Here is a 20119-nt window from a genome sequence, read left to right as displayed (position 1 = left end):
CTTTCGAACCTGTCCGGGTGTCCCGATGACAGGCCGGTGCGCGCCGCATCCGCGCGGCGTCTTCGGGGGACGCATCGCCTCGGGTCCGCTGGCCGAATGCCAGATGCGGGCCGGCTTGCGCCGTCGTCCCACGCGTGATGTCGGGATGGAATGGGCGACCGTCCTGTTTGCGTCCCCGTTCGGGGCCAGGCGGGATGATCCCGCGATCGACTGCTCACGCGGCAGAAGACGGTGCCTGACCCTGCACATGACGGTCGCGGCGCGGAAAGTCAACCGCTTGCCGGGAAAACTTCCGATGACGGTGCGGAAGGTCCGGCCCGCGGAACGGCGGGCAAGGGCGGGCGGGGCGAGCCCGGGGGGCGGAACGTCACGCGTGACGAAAAGCCGGTGGCAGAGCCCCGCGCGCCGCGATAAAACCGGGCCAGAACTCACATCCGGGGAAAGCTGATGTCCAAGACGATCATCGCCCGCTGCGAGGCCCGCGGCCTGCGCATGACCGGCCAGCGGCGCACCATCGCGACCGTGCTGGAACAAAGTGACGATCACCCCGATGTCGAGGAACTCCATGCCCGCGCCAGCCGGGTCGATCCGGGCATCTCCATCGCCACGGTCTATCGCACGGTGAAGCTGTTCGAAGAGGCCGGCATTCTGGAACGGCTGGAATTCGGCGATGGCCGGGCGCGTTACGAGGATGCCGATCGCGACCACCACGACCACCTGATCGACCTTGTCACCGGCGAGGTGATCGAATTCGTCGATCCCGAGATCGAGGCGTTGCAGGAGCGAATCGCCGCCAAACTGGGATACGAACTGCGCGGTCACCGGCTGGAACTCTACGGGATCAAACGGCGCGACAAATAGCCTTTGTCCCCCGTGTGCGGGCCGGTTTTGCCGGTCACGGGTTGCCGTATTGCGTTTTGCCGCTATCCTGTTGGCGCATTGTTGAAAATCGTGTTCCGGTGAGTGATGGATCTGCGCGCCCATACCCGAAGCTTTACCGAAAGGGACAACCGCCTGGCGGGGTTGAGCCTGGGCACCACCTTCGCGGTCTATTTCGCTTCGCTCTACCTGGCCATCACGCAGGCGGATCGCTGGTATGTGCTGATCCCGGCAATGGTCGTGCATGCCTTTTCGGCGGTGCGTCTATACGTGCTGCAACATGATTGCGGGCACCATTCGCTGTTCGAAACGCGCGCGCAGAATGAAATCGCCGGCCATGTGCTGTCGCCCTTTACCTTTGCGCCCTTCGAGGTGATGAAGCAGAACCACAACCTGCATCACGCCAATGTCGGCAATCTGGCCCATCGCGAAACCGGAGAGATCCACACGATGACCGTCGCCGAATGGAACGCCGCGGGGTTTTGGGAGCGGTTGTTCTACCGGCTCTACCGCAACCCCTTCATCCTGATCCCGGTGGGGGCGTTCTTCACCTATTTCATCCGTTACCGCTGGCCCAAGAACACAACACGGTTCGGCGTGGTGCCGGTGCTGTTCCACAATGCCGCGATCGCGGTCTGGGTCTCGCTGCTGTGGGGGCTTTCGGGCTGGCAGGGGCTGGGCATCTATTTCGCGGCCAGCCTGCTGGGCGGCATGATCGGCGTCTTTCTGGTCTATCTTCAACACAATTTCGAAGACACCTACTGGAACCGGCGCCCCGACCTGGACCCGCAGGTCGCCGCGCTTCAGGGATCGTCGGCGCTGGATTTCGGCTGGTGGTTCGACACGGCGGTGGCCTGCATCACCCTGCACGACATTCACCATTGCAACGCCCGCATCCCCAGCTATCGGTTGCGCAAGTGCCACTATTCACTGCCTCCCGAATTCGCCCCGCGCCGAATCGGGTTCATCGAGGCCGTCCGTGCGCTGAACCTCAAGCTGTGGGACGAAGAGGCCGGCCGCCTGGTGCCCTTTCCGAAACGGGACCGCCGTCCGCGCCGGGTGGCCGCCGCATGATGGCAAGAGGAGGTTTCATGGCCGAGCTGAAAAGAATACAGGGCGTCGGTCCGGCGCTGGCCAGGGCGCTCGAGGCGCATGGCTATCGCGATGCCCGCGCGGTCGCGGATGCGCGCCCGGACGACATTCAGATGATCCGCGGCGTCGGCGCGCGGCGGGCGACGCGTCTCATCGCGGCGGCGCAGGCGCTGGTGCAGGCGCTCCCGGCCGAGGATCCGCCCGCGGCCCTGCCGAAATCCGAAGCTGCACCCAAGGCGTTGCCCAAGGACCGAAACGTCCCGACCGGGATGCTCGCGGCGGAACCGCCCGCCAAGGCGCTCCCGCCCGAACCCGCAACAGCCGGGGCGCTCCCGGCTGCCGGGGAAGAGGACAGGGCTGTGCGCAAGGCGCGAAAAGCGGAAGAAAAGGCCCGCCGCCGCCACGAAGAGGAAGAGGCGCGCGCGCGCAAGCTGGCCCGCGCCCAGGAAAAGGCCCGCAAGGCCGCCGAACGCGCCGCCGCCCTGGCTGCCGAATTCGAGAGAGCAAAGAAAAAGGCCCGGAAAAAGGCCCGCAAACTCGCGCAGGCCCTCAAGGCGGAAAAGGCCGCCAAGGCCAAGAAGAAAAAGAAGAAAAAGTGATGCGGGGCAGGCGGTCGAGCCGCCCGCCGCGGATCACATCAGCTCACCCTCCGCGGTCAGCGTGCGCTTGCCGCCCATGTATGGCACCAGCGCCTCGGGCAGCGTGACCGAACCATCGGCGTTCTGCCCGTTCTCCAGCACCGCGATCAGACAGCGCCCCACGGCCAGCCCCGACCCGTTCAGCGTGTGAACGAATTCGGGCTTGCCCCCGCCTGCGGGGCGGAACCGCGCATTCATCCGCCGCGCCTGGAAATCGCCGCAGGTCGAAACGCTCGAAATTTCGCGATAGGTGTTCTGCCCCGGCAGCCAGGCCTCGATGTCATAGGTGCGGCGGGCGCCGAACCCCATGTCGCCTGTGCACAGAACCACCGTGCGGTAGGGAATGCCCAGCGTCTCGAGGATCCCCTCGGCACAGCGCAGCATCCGCTTCTGCTCGGCGTCGCTCTCGTCGGGACGGGTGATCGACACCATCTCGACCTTCTCGAACTGATGCTGGCGCAGCATGCCTCGCGTGTCCTTGCCCGCGCTGCCGGCTTCGGAGCGGAAGCACAGGCTATGCGCGGTATAACGGCGCGGCAGATAGCTTTCCTCGATGATGTGATCGCGCACGATATTGGTCAGCGTCACCTCCGATGTCGGGATCAGCCACCAGTCGTCGGTGGTGCGATAGCTGTCCTCGGCAAATTTCGGCAGCTGGCCGGTGCCCTCCATGATCTCGGGCAGCACCAGAACCGGACCGTTGACCTCGGTCAGGCCGTTTTCCTGGATATGCGTGTCCAGCATGAACTGCGCCAGCGCCCGGTGGATCCGCGCAACCGCTCCGCTCAGCAGAACGAACCGCGCGCCCGAAAGTTTCGCCGCCGTCTCGAAATCCATCCCCGGCTTTACGCCCTCGATCTCGAAATGCTCCAGCGGCTGGAAATCGAAGCTGCGCGGCTCACCCCAGCGGTGGATTTCCACGTTGTCCGACTCGTCCGCGCCGTCGGGCACGTCCTCGGCGGGCAGGTTGGGAATCCACAGCATCCTTTCGTGCAACTCGGCGTCCAGCGCCTTGGCCTCGGCCTGCAACCTCTGAACCTCGTCCTTCTTCGCGGCCACCTCGGCGCGCAGGCGCTCGAATTCTTCCTCGTCCCCCTTGGCCTTGGCCGCGCCGATCGCCTTGGCGGCGCGGTTCTGCGCGGCCTTCGCCTCTTCGGCAGCGGTGATCGCGGCGCGGCGGCGCTCGTCCAGCGCCAGCAGTTCGGCGGCCACGGGCGGCTCGCCCCGGCGGGCAAGGGCGGCGTCGAAGGCGTCGGGGTTTTCGCGAATGGCGCGGATGTCGTGCATGGATCTGTTCCGTCGGTTTGACTCAGGCTTTCGCTGCCTTATGCCCCAAGCACGGGGCGAGGGGTAGGGGGCATGATGCGCCGGGCGCGACGCCCCCCTTCACGCCCCCTTCGCTTCATCTTGCCTGCAAATACTCTCGGGGGTGAATTGCCCCGCAGGGGCAAGAGGGGGCAGACAGCCCCCTGTCCCTGCGTTTCCGAAAGCGCCAGAACCCGCCTTGCAAAGCCACGGCCCAGCGCATAGGTTCGCGCAGAATTTTCGGGGCCCGTCGGGGCCTCTTCCGAACAAGAGGACAGACCCATGGAAGGTGGCGCCATCGCCCAGTTCATTCCGCTCATCCTGATCTTCGCGATCATGTATTTCCTGCTGATCCGGCCTCAGCAGAAAAAGATGAAAGAGCACCAGGCCATGGTCGAATCCCTGCGCCGCGGCGACCAGGTGGTCACCCAGGGCGGGATCATCGGCAAGGTGTCCAAGGTCAAGGAAGATGGCGAAATCGAGGTCGAGATCGCCGATGGCGTAAAGGTTCGCGTGGTCAAGAACACCATCGCGCAGGTTCTGAGAAAGACCGAACCGGCCGAAAAGTAACTCCACGACAAACGGTGACGGGGCGGGCTGATGCTTCAGATCGATCTTTGGAAACGGGTGCTGATCTGGCTGATCTGCGCCGCCGGCATCCTGCTGGCGCTGCCGAACGCCTTTTATACCCGCGTCGAACAGGCCAATGACGCCCGCGCCGCGCTCGAGGTCGGCCAGGACAGTCCCGAGTTGCGGGCCCGGGCCGCGCAGTGGCCGGAATGGCTGCCGTCGGGGCTGGTGAATCTGGGCCTCGACCTGCGCGGCGGCGCGCATCTTCTAGCCGAGGTCCGCGTCGCGGACGTCTTTGAGGCACGGATGGAATCCTTCTGGCCCGAGGTCCGCGACGCCCTGCGCCCCGAACGCGCCGTGATCGGCACGATCCGGCTGCTGCCGTCCGAGAAGCCGGATGAACTGCGGGTCCGCATCGGCAACCCCGACGGCATGGACCGCGCGATCCAGGTGGTCCGCGGACTCGCCCGTCCGGTCCAGAGCCTCACCGCCGCCGGCGCCAATGACATCGATGTGCGCGCCGAGGGCGATACGCTGGTCATCACCCTGACCGAGGCCGAGAAACAGGCGGTCACCGACCGCACCGTGCGCCAGGCGCTGGAAATCATCCGCCGCCGGATCGACGAGGTCGGCACGCGCGAACCCACGATCCAGCGCCAGGGCACCGACCGGATCCTGATCCAGGTGCCCGGCATCGGCAGCGCGGCCGAACTGAAGGAAATCATCGGCACCACGGCGCGGCTGACCTTCAACCCGGTGGTGAGCCGCACAACCAACCCCAATGTCCGCGCCGGCGCCGGCCAGAAGGTGCTGCCGGCGATGGACGAAGAGGGCGTCTATTACGTGATCCAGGCCGCCCCCGTTGTCACCGGCGAGGATCTGGTGGATGCCCAGCCTTCCTTCGATCAGAACGGCCGGCCCGCGGTTACCTTCCGGTTCGACACATCCGGCGCGCGTCGCTTTGGCGACTATACCCGAGACAATATCGGAAGCCCCTTCGCGATCGTCCTGGATGACGAAGTGATCAGCGCCCCGGTGATTCAGTCGCACATCCCCGGCGGGTCCGGCATCATCACCGGTCGCTTCACCATCGAGGAAAGCACCAATCTGGCCGTTCTCCTGCGGGCGGGCGCCCTGCCGGCAGGGTTGAATTTCCTCGAAGAGCGTACGATCGGCCCGGAACTGGGCCAGGACAGCATCGAAGCGGGCAAGATCGCGACCGTGGTCGCCTTTGTCGCGGTGCTGGTCTTCATGGTGCTCAGCTATGGCCTGTTCGGCATCTTCGCCAACGTGTCGCTGGCGCTGAACATCGCCCTGATCTTCGGCCTTCTCTCCCTGATCGGCGCCACGCTAACCCTGCCGGGCATCGCCGGCATCGTGCTGACGGTGGGCATGGCGGTGGATGCCAACGTGCTGATCTACGAACGCATCCGCGAGGAGTTGCGGACCGCCAAGGGGCCTGCCCGGGCGATCGAACTGGGCTATGAAAAGGCGCTCTCGGCCATTCTGGACGCCAACATCACCACGCTCATAACCGCGGTGATCCTGTTCGCCATGGGGTCGGGGCCTGTGCGGGGCTTCGCCATCACGCTCGGGCTGGGGATCGTGACTTCGGTCTTTACCGCCATCTATGTGACCCGGCTGCTGATCGTGATGTGGTTCGACCGCCGCCGCCCCAAGACGATCGAGGTATGAGATGAAACTGAAACTGGTTCCCGAACAGACCTCGTTCGATTTCTTCAGCCGCTGGAAACTCTGGCTGGGCATCTCGGGCTTTATGATCGTGCTGGCGCTGATCTCGTTCGGGGTGCGCGGGCTGAACTACGGCATCGACTTCCGCGGCGGCACCACGATCCGCATCGAAAGCACGCAACCCGTGGACGTGGGCGCCTATCGCGACGCGCTTGCGCCGCTGGGGCTGGGCGACATCGTGATCTCCGAGGTGTTCGACCCCACCTTCGGGCCGGACGAGAACGTCGCCATGATCCGAATCCAGGCGCAGGAAGGCGAAGAGGCCGCCACGGCGGACCTGACACGCAAGGTCGAAAAGGCGCTCAAGTCGGTCTCACCCGACCTGCGCATCGTGTCGGTGGAATCGGTCGGCCCCAAAGTGTCGGGCGAGTTGATCCAGACCGCCATCATCGCGGTGCTGCTGTCGATCGCGGCCGTGCTGGTCTATATCTGGCTGCGTTTTGAATGGCAGTTCGCGGTGGGCGCGGTGCTGGCGCTGGTGCATGACGTAACGCTGACCATCGGCATCTTCTCGGAAATCCAGCTGAAGTTCGACCTCGCCATCATCGCCGCCCTTCTGACCATCGTCGGCTATTCGCTGAACGACACCGTGGTGGTGTTCGACCGGGTGCGCGAAAACCTGCGGAAATACAAGCAGAAGCCGCTGAAAGAAGTGCTGAACCTCTCGATCAACGAAACCCTGTCGCGGACCCTGATGACCTCGGTCACCACGCTGATCGCGCTCGTGTCGCTCTATTTACTCGGCGGCGACGTCATCCGCGGCTTCGTCTTCGCGATGATCTGGGGCGTGATCGTCGGCACCTATTCGTCGATCTTCGTGGCCTCTGCGATCCTGCTGTGGCTGGGGGTCAAGCGCGACTGGTCCAAGCCCTCGAACACTGCCGGCAACCAGTTCGCCAACGTGGATGCCTGATGAACGGATCGGCCCCTGTGGTTTGCCTCGGGGCCGTACCCGGCCTATGTCTTGACACGACACCCGCGGCGTGGGCGCCGCTGAATCGGCAGGCAAGGAGGCGCGTACCATGCGCATCAACGAAGTCGTCTATACCGATGCCGAACCGATCGACGGATATGGTGCGGGGTTCTTCCGCATCGGCGGCCGCATCCACCAGGGCGCGATGATCGCCAGCCCCTCCGGCACCAGGCCCTGGGGCGGACTCAACGATCGGCGGGCCCTTCTTGACATGGTGGGCGAAATCGACGTGCTTTTCATCGGCACCGGTGCCGAGATCGCCCACCTGCCCGCCGACCTGCGCGCCGAGCTGGAAAATGCCGGCATCGGGGTGGAGACGATGAACTCGCCCGCGGCCTGCCGCACCTACAACGTGCTCCTGGCAGAAGGCCGCCGCGTCGCCCTCGCCGTGATCCCGGTCTGACCACCGGCACCCGGGGACACCCCGCGGTGCTGCTTCTTTCTGGTCGGAAATACCCCGGGGGAGCGCGAGGGGGCAGCGCCCCCTCGCTCGATACGGGGCAACATGCGGGGCAACGTGCGAGCCTCACGGGTCGAGGCGTGCCCGGCACGCCATGACCGCATTGATGCGCGCCGGGCTGTCAAGGGCTCCGGAATCCCGGCGTTCGATCCGCCCGTTGCGCAGGCGCGCGACAAGAACCCGCTTCCACTCCGCATCCGCCGTGACGATCTCGGGTCCCTCGCCACAGTCGCGCAGCCCACCCGAGATGAACGCCTCGCCGATCCGGTGATTGCTGAACCCCGCCGCCGAGGCGATTTCGCGCAACCGGCCATCCTCGAAACGCCAGATGCGCAGGATCCGCGCCAGGTGCGGACGATCGACATAGGCGATCTCGGTCCGGCCGTCGCCGTCCAGATCCGCCGCGCCGACCGGCGCCAGCCAGCGATGGGCCTGCCCTATGAACGGCGTGGCCGCGACCAGACCCGCCGCGTCATACAGCGCCAGCCGCGCGCCCAGGCCCGCGTCGCTTTCGACCACCATTGCCAGCGGCGCGTCGCGGCCGGCCAGCGTGACGACGCGCGGCGCGATGTCCTCGAACACGCGCCTCCGGGGGAGGCGCAACAGAATCGCGCGGGTCGCGCCGGCGCTGTCCATGACCGTCAGCCGCAGCGCGCCCCATTCCACATCATCGCCCAGCACGCCATGGGCATGGCGCGTCGTGGGCTCGGCGTATTCCGCGGCGACGATCCGCGCGCCGGCATCGGCCTGTCCGGCAACCGCCAGGGCCAGGGCGGCCGCCAGCGCGCGCCGCATCAGATCTGCTTTTCGGGCATCTGCACGATCAGGCCGTCCAGTTCGTCGGTGACCTTGATCTGGCAGGTCAAACGCGACCGCACCGGATCGGGCTCCCACGCGAAATCCAGCATGTCCTCTTCCATGTCTTCCTTGGGCGGCAGCTTGGCCACCCAGTCGGGATGAACATAGACATGGCAGGTCGAGCAGGCGCAGGCGCCGCCGCAATCGGCCTCGATGCCGGGAATGTTGTTGTCGCGCGCGCCCTCCATCACGGTCAGGCCGTTGGCGACTTCGACCGTGTGCTCGGTGCCGTCATGCTCGACATAGGTAATCTTTGCCATCTTCGCGGGTCCCCTTCGGTGTTTCGCGCAAATATCTAGTCAAGCCCCGGTCCGGGTGCCAGACCCATTTGCGACATGGGCGCGGCGGTGCTGGACATCAAGGCGATATGTTCTCATAATGTTCTAATGCCTTCACGCCCCGTCCCACATCCGCCCTCCGACTGGCCGCGCCCGCCCGCCTGTCTGCCCGCGGCACGGCTGGACGACCCGCCCGACGGCGCGCGGGTCGCGGTGGCGGGGCTGGTGATCCTTCGCCAGCGCCCCGGCACCGCCAAGGGGGTGATCTTCGTCACGCTCGAGGACGAAACCGGCGTGGTCAACGTGATCGTCTGGCGCAAGGTCTACGAACGCTTTCGCCGGGCGGTGATCGCGGGGCGGCTTCTGCGGGTGACGGGGCGGTTGCAGCGGGCACATTCGGTGACCCATGTGATCGCCGAACGGATCGAGGACATCTCGTCCATGCTGGATCTCCTGCTGGCGCCGCCGCCGGACTTTGCGCCACGGGTCGGTTTGGAGTAATCTGCCGCAAAACGCCCGAGACAGAGGCCCGAGCATGATCCTGCCCAAATGGTTTCCCGTCGCGCTGACGCTGGCCGTCCTGTCGGCCTGTGCCGGGCAGGTGGATCGGATCGAGGGCGCGCTGGTCGGAGAACCGCCAATCACCCGCAGCGCGCAGGCCGCCCCGCCCGGCGCGCGCCCCGGCACCTGCTGGGGGCGCCATGTGACCCCGGCCGTGATCGAGACGGTGACCGAACAGGTTCTGGCGCGTCCCGCGGAATTGGCCCCGGATGGCGCGGTCATCCGCCCGGCCAGCTACCGCACGGAAACCACCCAGAAGATCGTGCGCGAGCGCAAGGAGGCCTGGTTCGAGACACCGTGCCCGGATACCCTGACGCCGCAATTCATTGCTTCGGTCCAGCGCGCGCTGGCGGTGCGGGGGCTTTATCACGGCCCGATCACCGCCGAAATGGACGCCCGCACCCGCGCCGCCATTCGCCGCTATCAAGAGCCCAGGGGGCTGGACTCGGGCATCCTGTCCCTGGCCACGGCCCGCGAACTGGGGCTGGCAGCGGTCGATCTGTCGAAAGGATAGGTTGCGCCAGCAAGCCGCATCCGATCCGCCTCCACTTCTGCCGGTACCCTTTCGGGGGCAGCACGCACGGCTCGGAACAGCTCTCGCCGACCGTCCGCGTGCCGCGGGCATTTCCGGCAACCCGATCCTGCTTCTTTCTGGTCCCAAATACCCATGCGCGGCGCTCTTCGCGCGCATCGCGTCTTCGCAGATCTCGTCGCCCACAGCGAGTGGATCGTCGATCAGGGTCGCAGGTCAGGTCGGGATGGTATGGCGGAGAGACAGGGATTCGAACCCTGGGTCCCCGTGAAGGGACAACGGTTTTCGAGACCGCCCCGTTCGACCACTCCGGCACCTCTCCGCGGGGCTGATGGGCACATAATCGGGTTTTCGCCCCGTGACAACCCCCAATTGACCCGTCGCCTCCCCGGCATTCTTCTGCTTTGCGCCGCGCCGGCTTTGTCCTACATTCCGCCCATGACTACAGCCATTTCGACGACCCCGCTCCGCCTTGCCGCCGTGGCCGCGATTCGCGCCCTGGCGATGGCCCTTCTGGCCGCCGCCCTGTTCCTCCCGGCCGCGAGCCGCGCCGCGGACCGCGCGCGTATCGAGGCCTTTCTCAAGACCACCGGTTTCGACGTGGCGTTGGACAGCATCGCGCTCAGCGCGGGCGACGCGCCCCGGTTGCTGGGCATCGACGCGGGCGCGTTCGGCTCGGAGTGGACGCGGCTGACGAAAGAGGTGTTCGACACAGCCAGGATGCGTGGCATGGCGCTGGATATCCTCGAAAAGACGCTCGACCCCGATGATCTGGCCCATGCGGTGGAGTTCTACGCCTCGGATCTTGGCCAGCGCCTCGTCGCGGCCGAAAATGACTCTCACATGATCGAGGACGACGAGGCCAAGCAGGAAGAGGGCCGCCGGCTCGTGGCCGAGATGGTCAGGACCGGCAGCGGCCGGCTGGAACTGCTCAAACGGATGAACAAGGCCATCGACAGCACGGGCAGCAGCGTCCGGGCGATCCAGGAGATCCAGTATCGTTTTATGCTGGCGGCCAGCGCGGCGGGGGTGATCGATCTCAAGGTCGATCCCGACGAGCTGCGCGCGATGCTGCTGCGGGATGAGCCGCGCCTGCGCACGGCTTTGCAGGAAAGCGCGCTGGCCGGTGCGGCCTATACCTATCGGGATTTCAGCGACGCCGATCTGGAAGCCTATGCCGAGGCGCTGGAAGATCCCGCCATGCAGCGGGTCTATGCGCTGCTGAATGCGGTGCAATACGAAATCATGGCCAACCGGTTCGAGGCGTTGGCGACGCGCATGGCGACCCTGCAGCCTGGACAGGACATCTGAGGGGCCGTCGGCGGGCTTGATTCGACGGGCTTGACAGGTGCGGCCGATCCTGCCAAAAGCCCGCATCCCGGCCGGATCCATCGCGCCGGGATTCGTAGTCATGACGCCCTCAAAGGGCGCGCTGTTCGAGGCGGCATCAGCCGAAACGCCCGGGGAACCGGGGGCCGAAGGACGCGGGAGAAGAGAAGGAAAAGGACATGTTCGCTGTCCTCAAGACCGGCGGCAAGCAATACAAGGTTCAGCCGGGCGACGTGCTGCGCGTCGAAAAGCTGGCGGCCGACGCCGGAGAAAAGATCCAGTTCAACGAAGTTCTGATGCTCGGGGGCGACGCCCCGGTGGTGGGCTCTCCGCTGGTGGACGGCGCGGCCGTTCAGGCCGAGGTGATCGACCAGATCAAGGGCGAAAAGGTCATCCATTTCGTTCGCCGCCGCCGCAAGCACAGCTCCAAGCGCACCAAGGGCCACCGCCAGAAGCTGACGCTGGTCAAGATCACCGAGATCCTGACCTCGGGCGCCGACAAGACCGGCGTCAAGGCCGCCGTGGGTGCCGGTTCGGTTCCCGCCGCCGCGCCGAAGAAGGCCGCGCCGGCGAAAGCCACCGCCGAGGCCGCCGGTGACGACCTGACCAAGCTGACCGGCGTCGGCCCCGCCGCCGCCAGGAAGCTGAACGATGCCGGCCTGACCACCTTTGCGCAGATCGCTGCCTTGTCCGAAGACGATATTGCTGCTATCGACGCGATCAAGATCAAGCCCGAATGGGTTGAGCAGGCCAAAGAGCTGGCCAAGGGCTAAGGAGAACAGACATGGCACACAAGAAAGCAGGCGGTTCGTCCCGTAACGGTCGCGACTCTGCCGGTCGCCGCCTTGGCGTCAAGCTCTACGGTGGCCAGACGGCCATTCCGGGCAACATCATCGTGCGTCAGCGCGGCACCAAGTTCTGGCCGGGCCAGGGCGTGGGCATGGGCAAGGATCACACCATCTTTGCAACCGCCGAGGGCGCCGTGAAGTTCCACAAGGGACTCAAGGGCCGCACCTTCATTTCGGTCCTTCCGGTAGCGGAGGCCGCCGAGTAAGCCGTAAACCCGTAGGTTGAGGACAATTCTGGGGGGATCGGCGAACCGGCCGGTCCCCTCTTCAGTTTTCCGACATCAACCGTTGATCCAGTCAAGGCGCGTGAATACCTGAGGTTGAGGAGAAGAGCAGGGTTTGCCCGCACACGAGGAAGTGTTCGGAGGAGGGACACGCAACATGAAAATGGATGCGATCATCAACCAGCCCGTGGTGGAAACCGAACAGTTCGACCTGCGGCCGCTGCGCCGGTCGGATCAGGGGCTGATCGAACATTACGCAGGCGACGAACGCGTGGCGCGCATGACCACCTCGATTCCGCACCCGCTGCCGCCGGGCGCGATCGAGGCCTTCATCGCGCGCGCCCTCTCCGAGAGCCGGGACGAAGACGTGTGGGCGATGGACGGCACCCGCTCGGGCGGGCCGGAGCTCAAGGGCATCATCTCGCTGCGCCGGCTGGACCGGAACCAGGCCGAGGTGTCCTATTGGGTGGCGCCGATCTTCTGGAATACCGGCGTGGCCAGCCAGGCGGTCGAGGCGCTGGTCGCCGCCAATCCGCTGGGCAATGACACGATGTTCGCCAGCGTGTTCCAGGACAACCCGGCCTCGGCGCGGGTGCTGACGCGGTGCGGCTTTGAATATCTGGGCGATGCCGAGAGCTACTCGGTGGCGCGCGGCGCCACGGTGCCGACCTGGACCTACAGCAAGAAACTGTGATTGAGGTCCGCCGGGCCTGTGCGATAGGGGTGACCCATGAAATTTCTTGATCTTGCAAGGGTCCATATCCGGTCCGGGTCCGGCGGTGCCGGCTGCGTCAGCTTCCGGCGGGAAAAGTATATCGAATATGGTGGCCCCGACGGCGGCGACGGCGGCAAGGGCGGTTCGGTCTGGGCCGAGGCGGTCGAAGGGCTGAACACGCTGATCGACTTTCGCTATCAACAGCATTTCTTTGCCGAGAACGGCCGCCCCGGCATGGGCAAGCAGCGCACAGGCAAGGATGGCGAGGACATCGTTCTGCGCGTGCCGGTGGGCACCGAGATTCTCGACGAGGATCAGGAAACCGTGATCGCCGACCTGACCCGGGTCGGCGAACGGGTCGAGCTTGCCCGCGGCGGAAATGGCGGGTGGGGCAACCTGCATTTCAAGACCTCGACCAACCAGGCGCCGCGCCGGGCCAATCCCGGCCAGCCGGGGGTCGAACGCACGCTGTGGCTGAGGCTCAAGCTGATCGCGGATGTGGGGCTTCTTGGGTTGCCGAATGCGGGCAAGTCCACCTTTCTGGCGGCGACGTCGAACGCCCGGCCCAAGATTGCCGATTACCCCTTCACCACGCTGCACCCCAATCTGGGCGTCGTCGGCGTGGACGGGGTGGAATTCGTCGTGGCCGACATCCCCGGCCTGATCGAGGGCGCGCACGAGGGCAGGGGGATCGGCGACCGCTTTCTCGGCCATGTGGAACGTTGCGCGGTGCTCCTGCACCTCGTGGACGGCACCTCTGCTGCCGTCGGCGAGGATTACCGCACGATCATCCACGAACTCGAAGCCTATGGCGGGCATCTTGCCGCCAAGCCGCGGGTGACGGTGCTGAACAAAGTGGACGCGCTGGACGACGATCGTCTTGCCGACGCGCGGGCCGAACTGCAACGCGTCAGCGGCGGCCCGGTGCTGACCATGTCGGGCGTGAGCCGCACGGGCGTCACCGAGGTGCTGCGCGCCCTGCGTGCGCAGATCGACGAGGATCGCCTGCGCCACAAGCCCGCCAAGGAGACCGCGCCTTGGCACCCCTGAGCGACGCGAAGCGCATCGTCGTCAAGATCGGCTCGGCGCTTCTGGTGGACCGGGACACCGGGCGGCTGCGCGGGAACTGGCTGAAATCGCTGGCCGACGACGTGGCGTCGCTCAAGGCGCGCGGGGCCGACGTGGTTCTGGTGTCTTCGGGCTCCATCGCGCTGGGACGCGGCGTTCTGGGACTGGGCGGCGCGGAACTGGCGCTGGAGCAGGCGCAGGCCGCCGCCGCGGTGGGCCAGATCCGCCTGGCGCGCGCCTACGAAGATGCGCTCGCGCCCCACGGCATCACCGCCGCGCAGGTGCTGGTGACGCTGGAGGACACTGCCGACCGGCGCCGCTATCTCAACTCGCGCGCGACGCTGGCCACACTGATCGGGTTGGGCGTGGTGCCGATCGTGAACGAGAATGACACGATTGCAACCGACGAGATCCGCTATGGCGACAACGACCGGCTGGCCGCACAGGTGGCGGTGACGGTCGGTGCCGACCTGCTGGTTCTGCTGTCGGACGTGGACGGCTTCTACTCCGGCAACCCCGCCACGGATCCGCAGGCGCGCCGGTTCGACGTGATCGAGCGCATCACGCCCGAGATCGAGGCGATGGCGGGGGATGCCGGATCCGGCCTGTCCAAGGGCGGCATGAAGACCAAGCTGATGGCAGCGCAGGTCGCCACTGCCGGCGGCTGCGCCATGGTCATTGCGCAAGGGTCGCCGTTGAACCCGCTGAAAGCACTTGAAAACGGCGCGTCATCCACCCTGTTTCCGGCGCAGATCGACCCGCGCGCCGCGCGCAAACGCTGGATCGCCGCGATGAAGCCGCGCGGCGACATCACCGTGGACGCGGGCGCGGCCCGGGCGCTTGCCAACGGCAAGAGCCTGCTGCCCGCCGGCATCACGGGCGTGGATGGCGAGTTCGGCCGCGGCGATCCGGTGGCGATCCTCGCGCCGGACGGGCGCAAGCTGGGCCAGGGCCTCAGCCGCTACACCTCGGCCGAGGCCGACGCCATCCGCGGCCGCAAATCGTCGGAAATCGAGACCATCCTCGGCTATCCAGGCCGTGCGGTCTTGATCCACCGGGACGATATGGCACTCTGACTCGCTGCTTCTTTCTGGTTACAAATACCCAAATCCCGCCCTTTCGGCCGGGTGCCGCGCTGCAGGAAGGACGACTGACATGAAAGACCTCGACAACATCCCCGCCCTGATGCAGGACATCGGCCGTCGCGCCAGGGCCGCCGCCCAGACCCTTGCCTTCGCCGGTGCCGAAACCAAGGAAAAGGCGCTGCTGGCGGCCGCAGACGCGGTCTGGAACCGGCGCGCCGAGATCATCGCGGCGAACGAAAAGGACATGGCCTATGGCCGGGACAAGGGGCTGAGCCCGGCGATGATGGATCGCCTCATGCTGGACGAATCCCGCATTCAGGGCATTGTGGAGGGACTGCGCGCGGTGGCCGGGCAGGCCGACCCGGTGGGTGAGGTGATCGCCGAATGGGACATGCCGTCGGGGCTGCATATCCGGCGCGTGCGCACGCCCCTGGGCGTGGTCGGCGTGATCTACGAAAGCCGTCCCAACGTCACGGCCGATGCCGGGGCGCTGTGCCTGAAATCGGGCAATGCGGTGATTCTGCGCGGCGGGTCTGAGAGCTTCCATTCCTCGACGGCGATCCACGCCTGTCTGGTCGAGGGGCTGCAGGCGGCGGGCCTTCCCGAGGACGCGATCCAGCTGGTGCCGACCCGCGACCGCGCGGCGGTGAGCGAGATGCTGACCATGACCGATTACATCGACGTGATCGTGCCGCGCGGGGGCAAGGGGCTTGTCGGACTGGTGCAGCGCGAGGCGCGGGTGCCGGTCTTTGCCCATCTCGAGGGCATCGTTCACGTCTACATCGATAAGGCGGCGGATGCGGAAAAGGCTCTGCGCGTCGTGCTGAATGCCAAGACGCGGCGCCCCGGCATCTGTGGCGCGGCCGAATGCCTGCTGATCCACGAAGAGGTTGCGGACACGATCGGCCGCGACGTGATCAGCGCCCTGATCGAGGCCGGCGTCGAGGTCCGCGCGGCGGGTGAACTGCAGCGGATCGAGGACACCGTTCCGGCCACCGAGGACGATTGGGGGCGGGAATACCTGGACATGATCATCGCCGCCAAGCCCGTGAAGGACATTGACGAGGCCATTGCGCATATCCGGCGCTTTGGTTCGTCCCATACCGACTGCATCATCACCGAGGATCCCGCGGCCGCGAACCGGTTCTTCGAGCGGCTGGACAGCGCGATCCTGATGCAGAATGCCTCGACCCAGTTTGCCGATGGGGGCGAGTTCGGCATGGGGGCGGAAATCGGTATTGCCACCGGCAAGATGCATGCGCGCGGCCCGGTTGGGGCCGCTCAGCTGACCAGCTTCAAATATCTGGTGCAGGGCGACGGCTCGGTGCGCGGCTAGAGGAGCCGGACGGAGAGAGCGTTGGTTTCGGATCGCTGGCGCGATCCGACCGGTGCGAGGGGGCGCTGCCCCCTCGCGCTCCCCCGGAGTATTTTCGGCAAGATGAAGAGAATGGGGGGCGTTTCAGGTCGATTTCTTGGTCGCTAGGAGCAGGTTGGTTTCCGACGTGCTGACGCCTTCGAGGCTGCGGATGCGGGCGAGAGCCGCGTCGAGATCCTCCAGCGTTTCGGTGCCGAGTTCAACGATCAGGTCCCAGCGGCCGTTTGTGGTATGAATCGCGCGCACCTCGCGCATGCCCTGAAGCTGGCGGGTGATCCGCCCGGCGCCGCGGCCCTCGATGCCGATCATCATCAACCCGCGCACCGGGTCGCGTATCGTGTCCTCTTTCAGCACGACGGTGAAGCCCACGATGTCGCCGGTGCGGATCAGTTTTTCCAGCCGCGCACGCACCGTGGTGCGCGACAGTCCCAGCTGCGCGGCCAGATCCGACAGCGAGGCGCGCGCGTCGTGGCGCAGGGCGGCGATCAGGCGTTCGTCCGTTTTGTCCATGATATCTTTCGAAATGGCCGGCCAGCATCCATATTGAGCAAAATGCCAACTGGTTTTCAACGCGTTTCGGAGAAATTTTCAGGCCGCAACGCGGACGGACAGATCCGAAGATGAAGACGAAGACCTGCATTCTGATCGGGGCCCCCGTGGACAGCGGCAAACGCCGACCCGGTTGCCTGATGGGGCCGGACGCCTATCGAACCGCCGGGCTGGCGCGGGCGCTGCGCGCGCTTGGCCACAGGGTCGAGGATATCGGCAACCTGGCCCCGGCCGAGCATGCGCCGGATACCGGTGAGACGCATCTTTTCGCGCCGAACGAAACCATTGGCTGGACCAACCGGCTGATCCGTGTGGCCGAGGAGCAGATGGATCGCGGCCTGCCGATCTTTCTGGGCGGGGATCACAGCCTGTCGCTGGGCTCCGTCGCGGGGGTGGCGAACCATGCGGCCTCGAAGGGGCGGCCGCAATTCGTGCTGTGGCTGGACGCGCACAGCGACTTTCACACACCCGAGACGACCGATTCCGGCAACCTTCACGGCACGCCGCTGGGCTATGTGACCGGGCGGCCCGGATTCGGCGGTTTCCCAAAGGTGGAAAACCCGGTGCCGCAGGAGAACATCTGCATCATGGGCCTGCGGTCGGTCGATGCGGCAGAGCGGAAGGCATTGGAAGGCACGCGGATCCGCTATCACGACATGCGCGAGATCGACGAGCAGGGCATCGCCCGGCCGCTGGCTGCGTTCCTGGAGACGGTGGCAGCGGCCGGCGGCATGTTGCATGTGTCGCTGGACGTGGATTTCCTGGACCCCATGGTGGCGCCTGCCGTGGGCACCACCGTGCCGGGCGGCGCCACGGTGCGGGAAGGCCACCTGGTGATGGAGATGATCTGCGACAGCGGGCTGATGACTTCGCTGGACCTCGTCGAGTTGAACCCGTTTCTGGACGAACGCGGCCGCACGGCACAGCTGATGGTGGACCTGGCCGCCAGCGCGCTGGGGCGCCGCGTATTCGACCGCCCGACACGGAGCTACCTGTCATGAGCCTGCAAGCCCCGTCCGATATCGTGATGATCCGTCCGCACGCGTTCCGGTCGAACCCCGAGACCAGCGGCGACAACGCCTTTCAGGTTGCCGGCGACGGGCCGGAGATCGCCGCCCGTGCCCTGGCCGAGTTCGACACTGCGGTGGAAACCCTGCGCAACGCGGGGGTCACGGTGCATGTCTTCGACGATTTCGGCGACCGCGACACGCCCGACAGCGTGTTTCCGAACAACTGGTTTTCCACCCATGCCGGCGGCCATGTCGCCATCTACCCGATGTTCGCCGAAAACCGCCGCCGCGAACGGCGCTGGGACGTGATCGACATGCTCAAACGCGCCTATCGCGTGCAGGACGTGATCGACTATTCCGGGCTGGAGTTGGACGGGCTGGCGCTGGAAGGCACCGGGGCGATGGTGCTCGACCATATCGGGCGAGTGGCCTATGTGGCGCGCTCGCGCCGGGCCGACCCGGTTCTGTTGGAGCGTTTCTGCACCCATTTCAGTTTCGAGCCGATGGCGTTCGATGCCGCCGACGAGGCGGGGCGGGCCATCTATCACACCAATGTCCTGATGGGGATCGGCACCGATTTCGCGCTGATCGGGCTGAGCCTCATCACCGATCCCGTCCGCCGGCGCGAGGTGGCCGACCGGCTGGCCGAGACCGGGCGCGCGGTGATCGACCTGACGCCGGCCCAGATCGCCGCCTTTGCCGGCAACGCCATCGAGCTGGAGGGCGAGCGCCGCCTGCTGGCGCTGTCGGCTCGGGCGCTGGAGGCGCTGCGCCCGGATCAGATCGCCGTCATCGAGCGATCTGCGCGGCTGCTACCGCTGTCCGTTCCCACCATCGAGACCGCCGGCGGGTCGGTGCGCTGCATGATCGCAGGCATCCACCTGAGCCGTCGGGCCGTTTCCAAGTCCGAAAGGATTGCCGCATGACACAACCCTCGGAAAGGGCCTTGGTGCCCTTCGTCTCTGTCGATCACATGATGCAGTTCATCCACCTGATCGGGGTGGAGCCCATGTTGCGCGAACTGGCCGATTATATCGAGGCCGATTTCCGCCGCTGGGAAAGCTTTGACAAGACCCCACGCGTGGCATCGCATTCCGAGGTAGGCGTGATCGAGCTGATGCCGACCTCGGACGGGGAAGCTTACGGCTTCAAATACGTCAACGGCCATCCGAAAAACACCAAGGAGGGGCTTCAGACCGTCACCGCCTTTGGCCTTTTGGCCGATGTGGCAACGGGTTATCCGACATTGCTGACGGAAATGACCCTGCTGACGGCGATGCGCACGGCGGCGACTTCGGCGATGGTGGCAAAGTATCTGGCGCCCAAGGGGGCCGATACCATGGCGATGATCGGTAATGGCGCGCAGTCCGAGTTCCAGACGCTGGCGATGAAGGCGGTCTGCGGGCTCAAGACGGTGCGTCTTTATGACATCGATCCGGCGGCGACCGAGAAATGCGCCCGCAACCTCGCAGGTCAGGGCGTCAACGTGGTCAAGTGCCGGACCGCCGAAGAGGCGATCGAGGGGGCGCAGATCATCACCACCTGCACCGCCGACAAGCAATATGCCACGATCCTGACCGACAACATGGTCGGCGCGGGCGTGCATATCAATGCGATCGGCGGCGACTGCCCCGGCAAGACCGAACTGCACCGCGACATCCTGCTGCGATCGGACATTTTCGTGGAATACCCGCCCCAGACCCGGATCGAGGGCGAGATCCAACAGCTCGACCCCGACCATCCGGTGATCGAGATGTGGCAGGTGATTACCGGCGCGGCACAGGGGCGGACGAGCGACCGGCAGATCACCTTGTTCGACAGCGTGGGCTTTGCCATCGAGGATTTCAGCGCCCTGCGCTATGTCCGCGACCGGATCCGCGGCACCGGGCTTTATCAGGAGCTCGACATGCTGGCCGACCCGGACGACCCGCGCGACCTTTTCGGGATGCTTCTGCGGTCCAAGACGGCAAGCGCGGCGTGACCAGCGTCCGGTCCCTTGCCAAGGGGGCGGTTTTCGG

Annotated in this window: 23 protein-coding genes and 1 tRNA gene; 19 read left to right on the top strand and 5 right to left on the bottom strand. The window is 66.1% G+C overall.

All coding sequences use genetic code 11. The features are described from left to right. The first annotated feature begins 447 nt into the window (after nucleotides 1–447). From C4S70_RS10290 to C4S70_RS10280, 3 genes are all read left to right on the top strand, one after another. Nucleotides 448–861 (top strand): Fur family transcriptional regulator, encoded by a 414-nt coding sequence (locus C4S70_RS10290; RefSeq protein WP_104008017.1) that lies wholly within the window; start codon nucleotides 448–450, stop codon nucleotides 859–861. Nucleotides 862–966: 105 nt separating this feature from the next. After that, the gene (locus C4S70_RS10285) at nucleotides 967–1953 is read left to right on the top strand and encodes a fatty acid desaturase (RefSeq protein WP_104008016.1); all 987 of its coding nucleotides are present in this window, start codon (nucleotides 967–969) and stop codon (nucleotides 1951–1953) included. A gap of 17 nt (nucleotides 1954–1970) precedes the next feature. Next, nucleotides 1971–2570 carry a helix-hairpin-helix domain-containing protein gene (locus tag C4S70_RS10280; RefSeq protein ID WP_160114866.1) on the top strand — a complete coding sequence of 200 codons (600 nt, stop codon included), beginning with the start codon at nucleotides 1971–1973 and terminating at the stop codon, nucleotides 2568–2570. A gap of 33 nt (nucleotides 2571–2603) precedes the next feature. On the opposite strand, the gene serS is transcribed toward C4S70_RS10280, so the two are convergent. Continuing rightward, nucleotides 2604–3896: a serine--tRNA ligase gene (gene serS, locus C4S70_RS10275; protein ID WP_104008014.1), complete on the bottom strand. Its 1293-nt coding sequence runs from the start codon at nucleotides 3894–3896 to the stop codon at nucleotides 2604–2606. Between the two features lie 300 nt (nucleotides 3897–4196). Here serS and yajC point away from each other — a divergent pair, with 300 nt between their 5' ends. The 4 genes from yajC (at nucleotide 4197) to C4S70_RS10255 (ending at nucleotide 7612) form a co-directional block, all read left to right on the top strand. Further along, a complete protein-coding gene (yajC, locus tag C4S70_RS10270) occupies nucleotides 4197–4484 on the top strand; it encodes a preprotein translocase subunit YajC (RefSeq protein WP_104008013.1) in 288 nt (95 codons plus the stop codon). 30 nt (nucleotides 4485–4514) lie between these two features. After that, a complete protein-coding gene (gene secD / locus C4S70_RS10265; protein ID WP_104008012.1) occupies nucleotides 4515–6179 on the top strand; it encodes a protein translocase subunit SecD in 1665 nt (554 codons plus the stop codon). Nucleotide 6180: 1 nt separating this feature from the next. Then, a complete protein-coding gene (gene secF, locus C4S70_RS10260; RefSeq protein WP_104008011.1) occupies nucleotides 6181–7149 on the top strand; it encodes a protein translocase subunit SecF in 969 nt (322 codons plus the stop codon). Between the two features lie 109 nt (nucleotides 7150–7258). After that, nucleotides 7259–7612, top strand: coding sequence for an Mth938-like domain-containing protein (locus C4S70_RS10255; RefSeq protein WP_104008010.1), 354 nt, complete (start codon nucleotides 7259–7261; stop codon nucleotides 7610–7612). A 123-nt stretch (nucleotides 7613–7735) separates the two neighbouring features. Here C4S70_RS10255 and C4S70_RS10250 read toward each other — a convergent pair whose 3' ends face one another. After that, a complete protein-coding gene (locus C4S70_RS10250) occupies nucleotides 7736–8464 on the bottom strand; it encodes a VCBS repeat-containing protein (RefSeq protein ID WP_235003788.1) in 729 nt (242 codons plus the stop codon). After that, complete coding sequence (locus tag C4S70_RS10245; RefSeq protein ID WP_104008009.1) at nucleotides 8464–8787, bottom strand: 2Fe-2S iron-sulfur cluster-binding protein; 324 nt, start codon at nucleotides 8785–8787, stop codon at nucleotides 8464–8466. Before C4S70_RS10245 ends, C4S70_RS10250 begins: the two co-directional genes overlap by 1 nt. 126 nt (nucleotides 8788–8913) lie before the next feature. Here C4S70_RS10245 and C4S70_RS10240 point away from each other — a divergent pair, with 126 nt between their 5' ends. After that, entirely contained in the window at nucleotides 8914–9306 is a 393-nt protein-coding gene (locus C4S70_RS10240; protein WP_104008082.1) for an OB-fold nucleic acid binding domain-containing protein, read from the top strand. A 34-nt stretch (nucleotides 9307–9340) separates the two neighbouring features. Then, entirely contained in the window at nucleotides 9341–9880 is a 540-nt protein-coding gene (locus C4S70_RS10235) for a peptidoglycan-binding domain-containing protein (protein WP_104008008.1), read from the top strand. 250 nt (nucleotides 9881–10130) lie between these two features. Here C4S70_RS10235 and C4S70_RS10230 read toward each other — a convergent pair. Beyond that, nucleotides 10131–10220, bottom strand: a tRNA-Ser gene (locus C4S70_RS10230). A gap of 116 nt (nucleotides 10221–10336) precedes the next feature. On the opposite strand from C4S70_RS10230, the gene C4S70_RS10225 reads away from it, so the two are divergent. The 7 genes from C4S70_RS10225 (at nucleotide 10337) to C4S70_RS10195 (ending at nucleotide 16503) form a co-directional block, all read left to right on the top strand. Then, nucleotides 10337–11209 carry a DUF2059 domain-containing protein gene (locus C4S70_RS10225; RefSeq protein WP_104008007.1) on the top strand — a complete coding sequence of 291 codons (873 nt, stop codon included), beginning with the start codon at nucleotides 10337–10339 and terminating at the stop codon, nucleotides 11207–11209. Between the two features lie 197 nt (nucleotides 11210–11406). Then, complete coding sequence (locus C4S70_RS10220; RefSeq protein ID WP_104008006.1) at nucleotides 11407–12000, top strand: 50S ribosomal protein L21; 594 nt, start codon at nucleotides 11407–11409, stop codon at nucleotides 11998–12000. An 11-nt stretch (nucleotides 12001–12011) separates the two neighbouring features. Continuing rightward, a complete protein-coding gene (gene rpmA / locus C4S70_RS10215) occupies nucleotides 12012–12281 on the top strand; it encodes a 50S ribosomal protein L27 (protein WP_104008005.1) in 270 nt (89 codons plus the stop codon). A gap of 175 nt (nucleotides 12282–12456) precedes the next feature. After that, the gene (locus tag C4S70_RS10210) at nucleotides 12457–12993 is read left to right on the top strand and encodes a GNAT family N-acetyltransferase (RefSeq protein ID WP_104008004.1); all 537 of its coding nucleotides are present in this window, start codon (nucleotides 12457–12459) and stop codon (nucleotides 12991–12993) included. 36 nt (nucleotides 12994–13029) lie between these two features. Further along, nucleotides 13030–14064, top strand: coding sequence for a GTPase ObgE (gene obgE / locus C4S70_RS10205; protein WP_104008003.1), 1035 nt, complete (start codon nucleotides 13030–13032; stop codon nucleotides 14062–14064). Beyond that, the gene (gene proB / locus C4S70_RS10200; protein ID WP_104008002.1) at nucleotides 14052–15158 is read left to right on the top strand and encodes a glutamate 5-kinase; all 1107 of its coding nucleotides are present in this window, start codon (nucleotides 14052–14054) and stop codon (nucleotides 15156–15158) included. The genes obgE and proB overlap by 13 nt, the downstream gene beginning before the upstream one ends. A gap of 79 nt (nucleotides 15159–15237) precedes the next feature. Continuing rightward, a complete protein-coding gene (locus C4S70_RS10195; RefSeq protein WP_104008001.1) occupies nucleotides 15238–16503 on the top strand; it encodes a glutamate-5-semialdehyde dehydrogenase in 1266 nt (421 codons plus the stop codon). Between the two features lie 123 nt (nucleotides 16504–16626). On the opposite strand, the gene C4S70_RS10190 is transcribed toward C4S70_RS10195, so the two are convergent. Beyond that, complete coding sequence (locus C4S70_RS10190) at nucleotides 16627–17052, bottom strand: Lrp/AsnC family transcriptional regulator (RefSeq protein WP_104008081.1); 426 nt, start codon at nucleotides 17050–17052, stop codon at nucleotides 16627–16629. 110 nt (nucleotides 17053–17162) lie between these two features. Between C4S70_RS10190 and rocF the strand changes: the two genes are divergently transcribed. Genes rocF through C4S70_RS10175 form a run of 3 tightly spaced genes read left to right on the top strand, consistent with a single transcriptional unit; the run spans nucleotide 17163 to nucleotide 20082 of the window. Further along, a complete protein-coding gene (gene rocF / locus C4S70_RS10185; RefSeq protein ID WP_104008000.1) occupies nucleotides 17163–18092 on the top strand; it encodes an arginase in 930 nt (309 codons plus the stop codon). Next, nucleotides 18089–19027 carry a citrulline utilization hydrolase CtlX gene (gene ctlX / locus C4S70_RS10180; protein ID WP_235003787.1) on the top strand — a complete coding sequence of 313 codons (939 nt, stop codon included), beginning with the start codon at nucleotides 18089–18091 and terminating at the stop codon, nucleotides 19025–19027. The genes rocF and ctlX overlap by 4 nt, the downstream gene beginning before the upstream one ends. Then, entirely contained in the window at nucleotides 19024–20082 is a 1059-nt protein-coding gene (locus C4S70_RS10175; protein WP_104007999.1) for an ornithine cyclodeaminase, read from the top strand. The genes ctlX and C4S70_RS10175 overlap by 4 nt, the downstream gene beginning before the upstream one ends. Nucleotides 20083–20119 lie beyond the last annotated feature (37 nt).

The organism is Jhaorihella thermophila (assembly GCF_900108275.1).
In the GTDB taxonomy this organism is placed as follows: domain Bacteria; phylum Pseudomonadota; class Alphaproteobacteria; order Rhodobacterales; family Rhodobacteraceae; genus Jhaorihella; species Jhaorihella thermophila.
This window is presented reverse-complemented; position numbering and strand designations above follow the sequence as displayed.

Coding starts and splice junctions, on each gene's coding strand:
- C4S70_RS10290 (WP_104008017.1), top strand. CDS start 448: ATGTCCAAGACGATCATCGCCCGCTGCGAGGCCCGCGGCCTGCGCATG.
- C4S70_RS10285 (WP_104008016.1), top strand. CDS start 967: ATGGATCTGCGCGCCCATACCCGAAGCTTTACCGAAAGGGACAACCGC.
- C4S70_RS10280 (WP_160114866.1), top strand. CDS start 1,971: ATGGCCGAGCTGAAAAGAATACAGGGCGTCGGTCCGGCGCTGGCCAGG.
- serS (WP_104008014.1), bottom strand. CDS start 3,896: ATGCACGACATCCGCGCCATTCGCGAAAACCCCGACGCCTTCGACGCC.
- yajC (WP_104008013.1), top strand. CDS start 4,197: ATGGAAGGTGGCGCCATCGCCCAGTTCATTCCGCTCATCCTGATCTTC.
- secD (WP_104008012.1), top strand. CDS start 4,515: ATGCTTCAGATCGATCTTTGGAAACGGGTGCTGATCTGGCTGATCTGC.
- secF (WP_104008011.1), top strand. CDS start 6,181: ATGAAACTGAAACTGGTTCCCGAACAGACCTCGTTCGATTTCTTCAGC.
- C4S70_RS10255 (WP_104008010.1), top strand. CDS start 7,259: ATGCGCATCAACGAAGTCGTCTATACCGATGCCGAACCGATCGACGGA.
- C4S70_RS10250 (WP_235003788.1), bottom strand. CDS start 8,464: ATGCGGCGCGCGCTGGCGGCCGCCCTGGCCCTGGCGGTTGCCGGACAG.
- C4S70_RS10245 (WP_104008009.1), bottom strand. CDS start 8,787: ATGGCAAAGATTACCTATGTCGAGCATGACGGCACCGAGCACACGGTC.
- C4S70_RS10240 (WP_104008082.1), top strand. CDS start 8,914: ATGCCTTCACGCCCCGTCCCACATCCGCCCTCCGACTGGCCGCGCCCG.
- C4S70_RS10235 (WP_104008008.1), top strand. CDS start 9,341: ATGATCCTGCCCAAATGGTTTCCCGTCGCGCTGACGCTGGCCGTCCTG.
- C4S70_RS10225 (WP_104008007.1), top strand. CDS start 10,337: ATGACTACAGCCATTTCGACGACCCCGCTCCGCCTTGCCGCCGTGGCC.
- C4S70_RS10220 (WP_104008006.1), top strand. CDS start 11,407: ATGTTCGCTGTCCTCAAGACCGGCGGCAAGCAATACAAGGTTCAGCCG.
- rpmA (WP_104008005.1), top strand. CDS start 12,012: ATGGCACACAAGAAAGCAGGCGGTTCGTCCCGTAACGGTCGCGACTCT.
- C4S70_RS10210 (WP_104008004.1), top strand. CDS start 12,457: ATGAAAATGGATGCGATCATCAACCAGCCCGTGGTGGAAACCGAACAG.
- obgE (WP_104008003.1), top strand. CDS start 13,030: ATGAAATTTCTTGATCTTGCAAGGGTCCATATCCGGTCCGGGTCCGGC.
- C4S70_RS10195 (WP_104008001.1), top strand. CDS start 15,238: ATGAAAGACCTCGACAACATCCCCGCCCTGATGCAGGACATCGGCCGT.
- C4S70_RS10190 (WP_104008081.1), bottom strand. CDS start 17,052: ATGGACAAAACGGACGAACGCCTGATCGCCGCCCTGCGCCACGACGCG.
- rocF (WP_104008000.1), top strand. CDS start 17,163: ATGAAGACGAAGACCTGCATTCTGATCGGGGCCCCCGTGGACAGCGGC.
- ctlX (WP_235003787.1), top strand. CDS start 18,089: ATGAGCCTGCAAGCCCCGTCCGATATCGTGATGATCCGTCCGCACGCG.
- C4S70_RS10175 (WP_104007999.1), top strand. CDS start 19,024: ATGACACAACCCTCGGAAAGGGCCTTGGTGCCCTTCGTCTCTGTCGAT.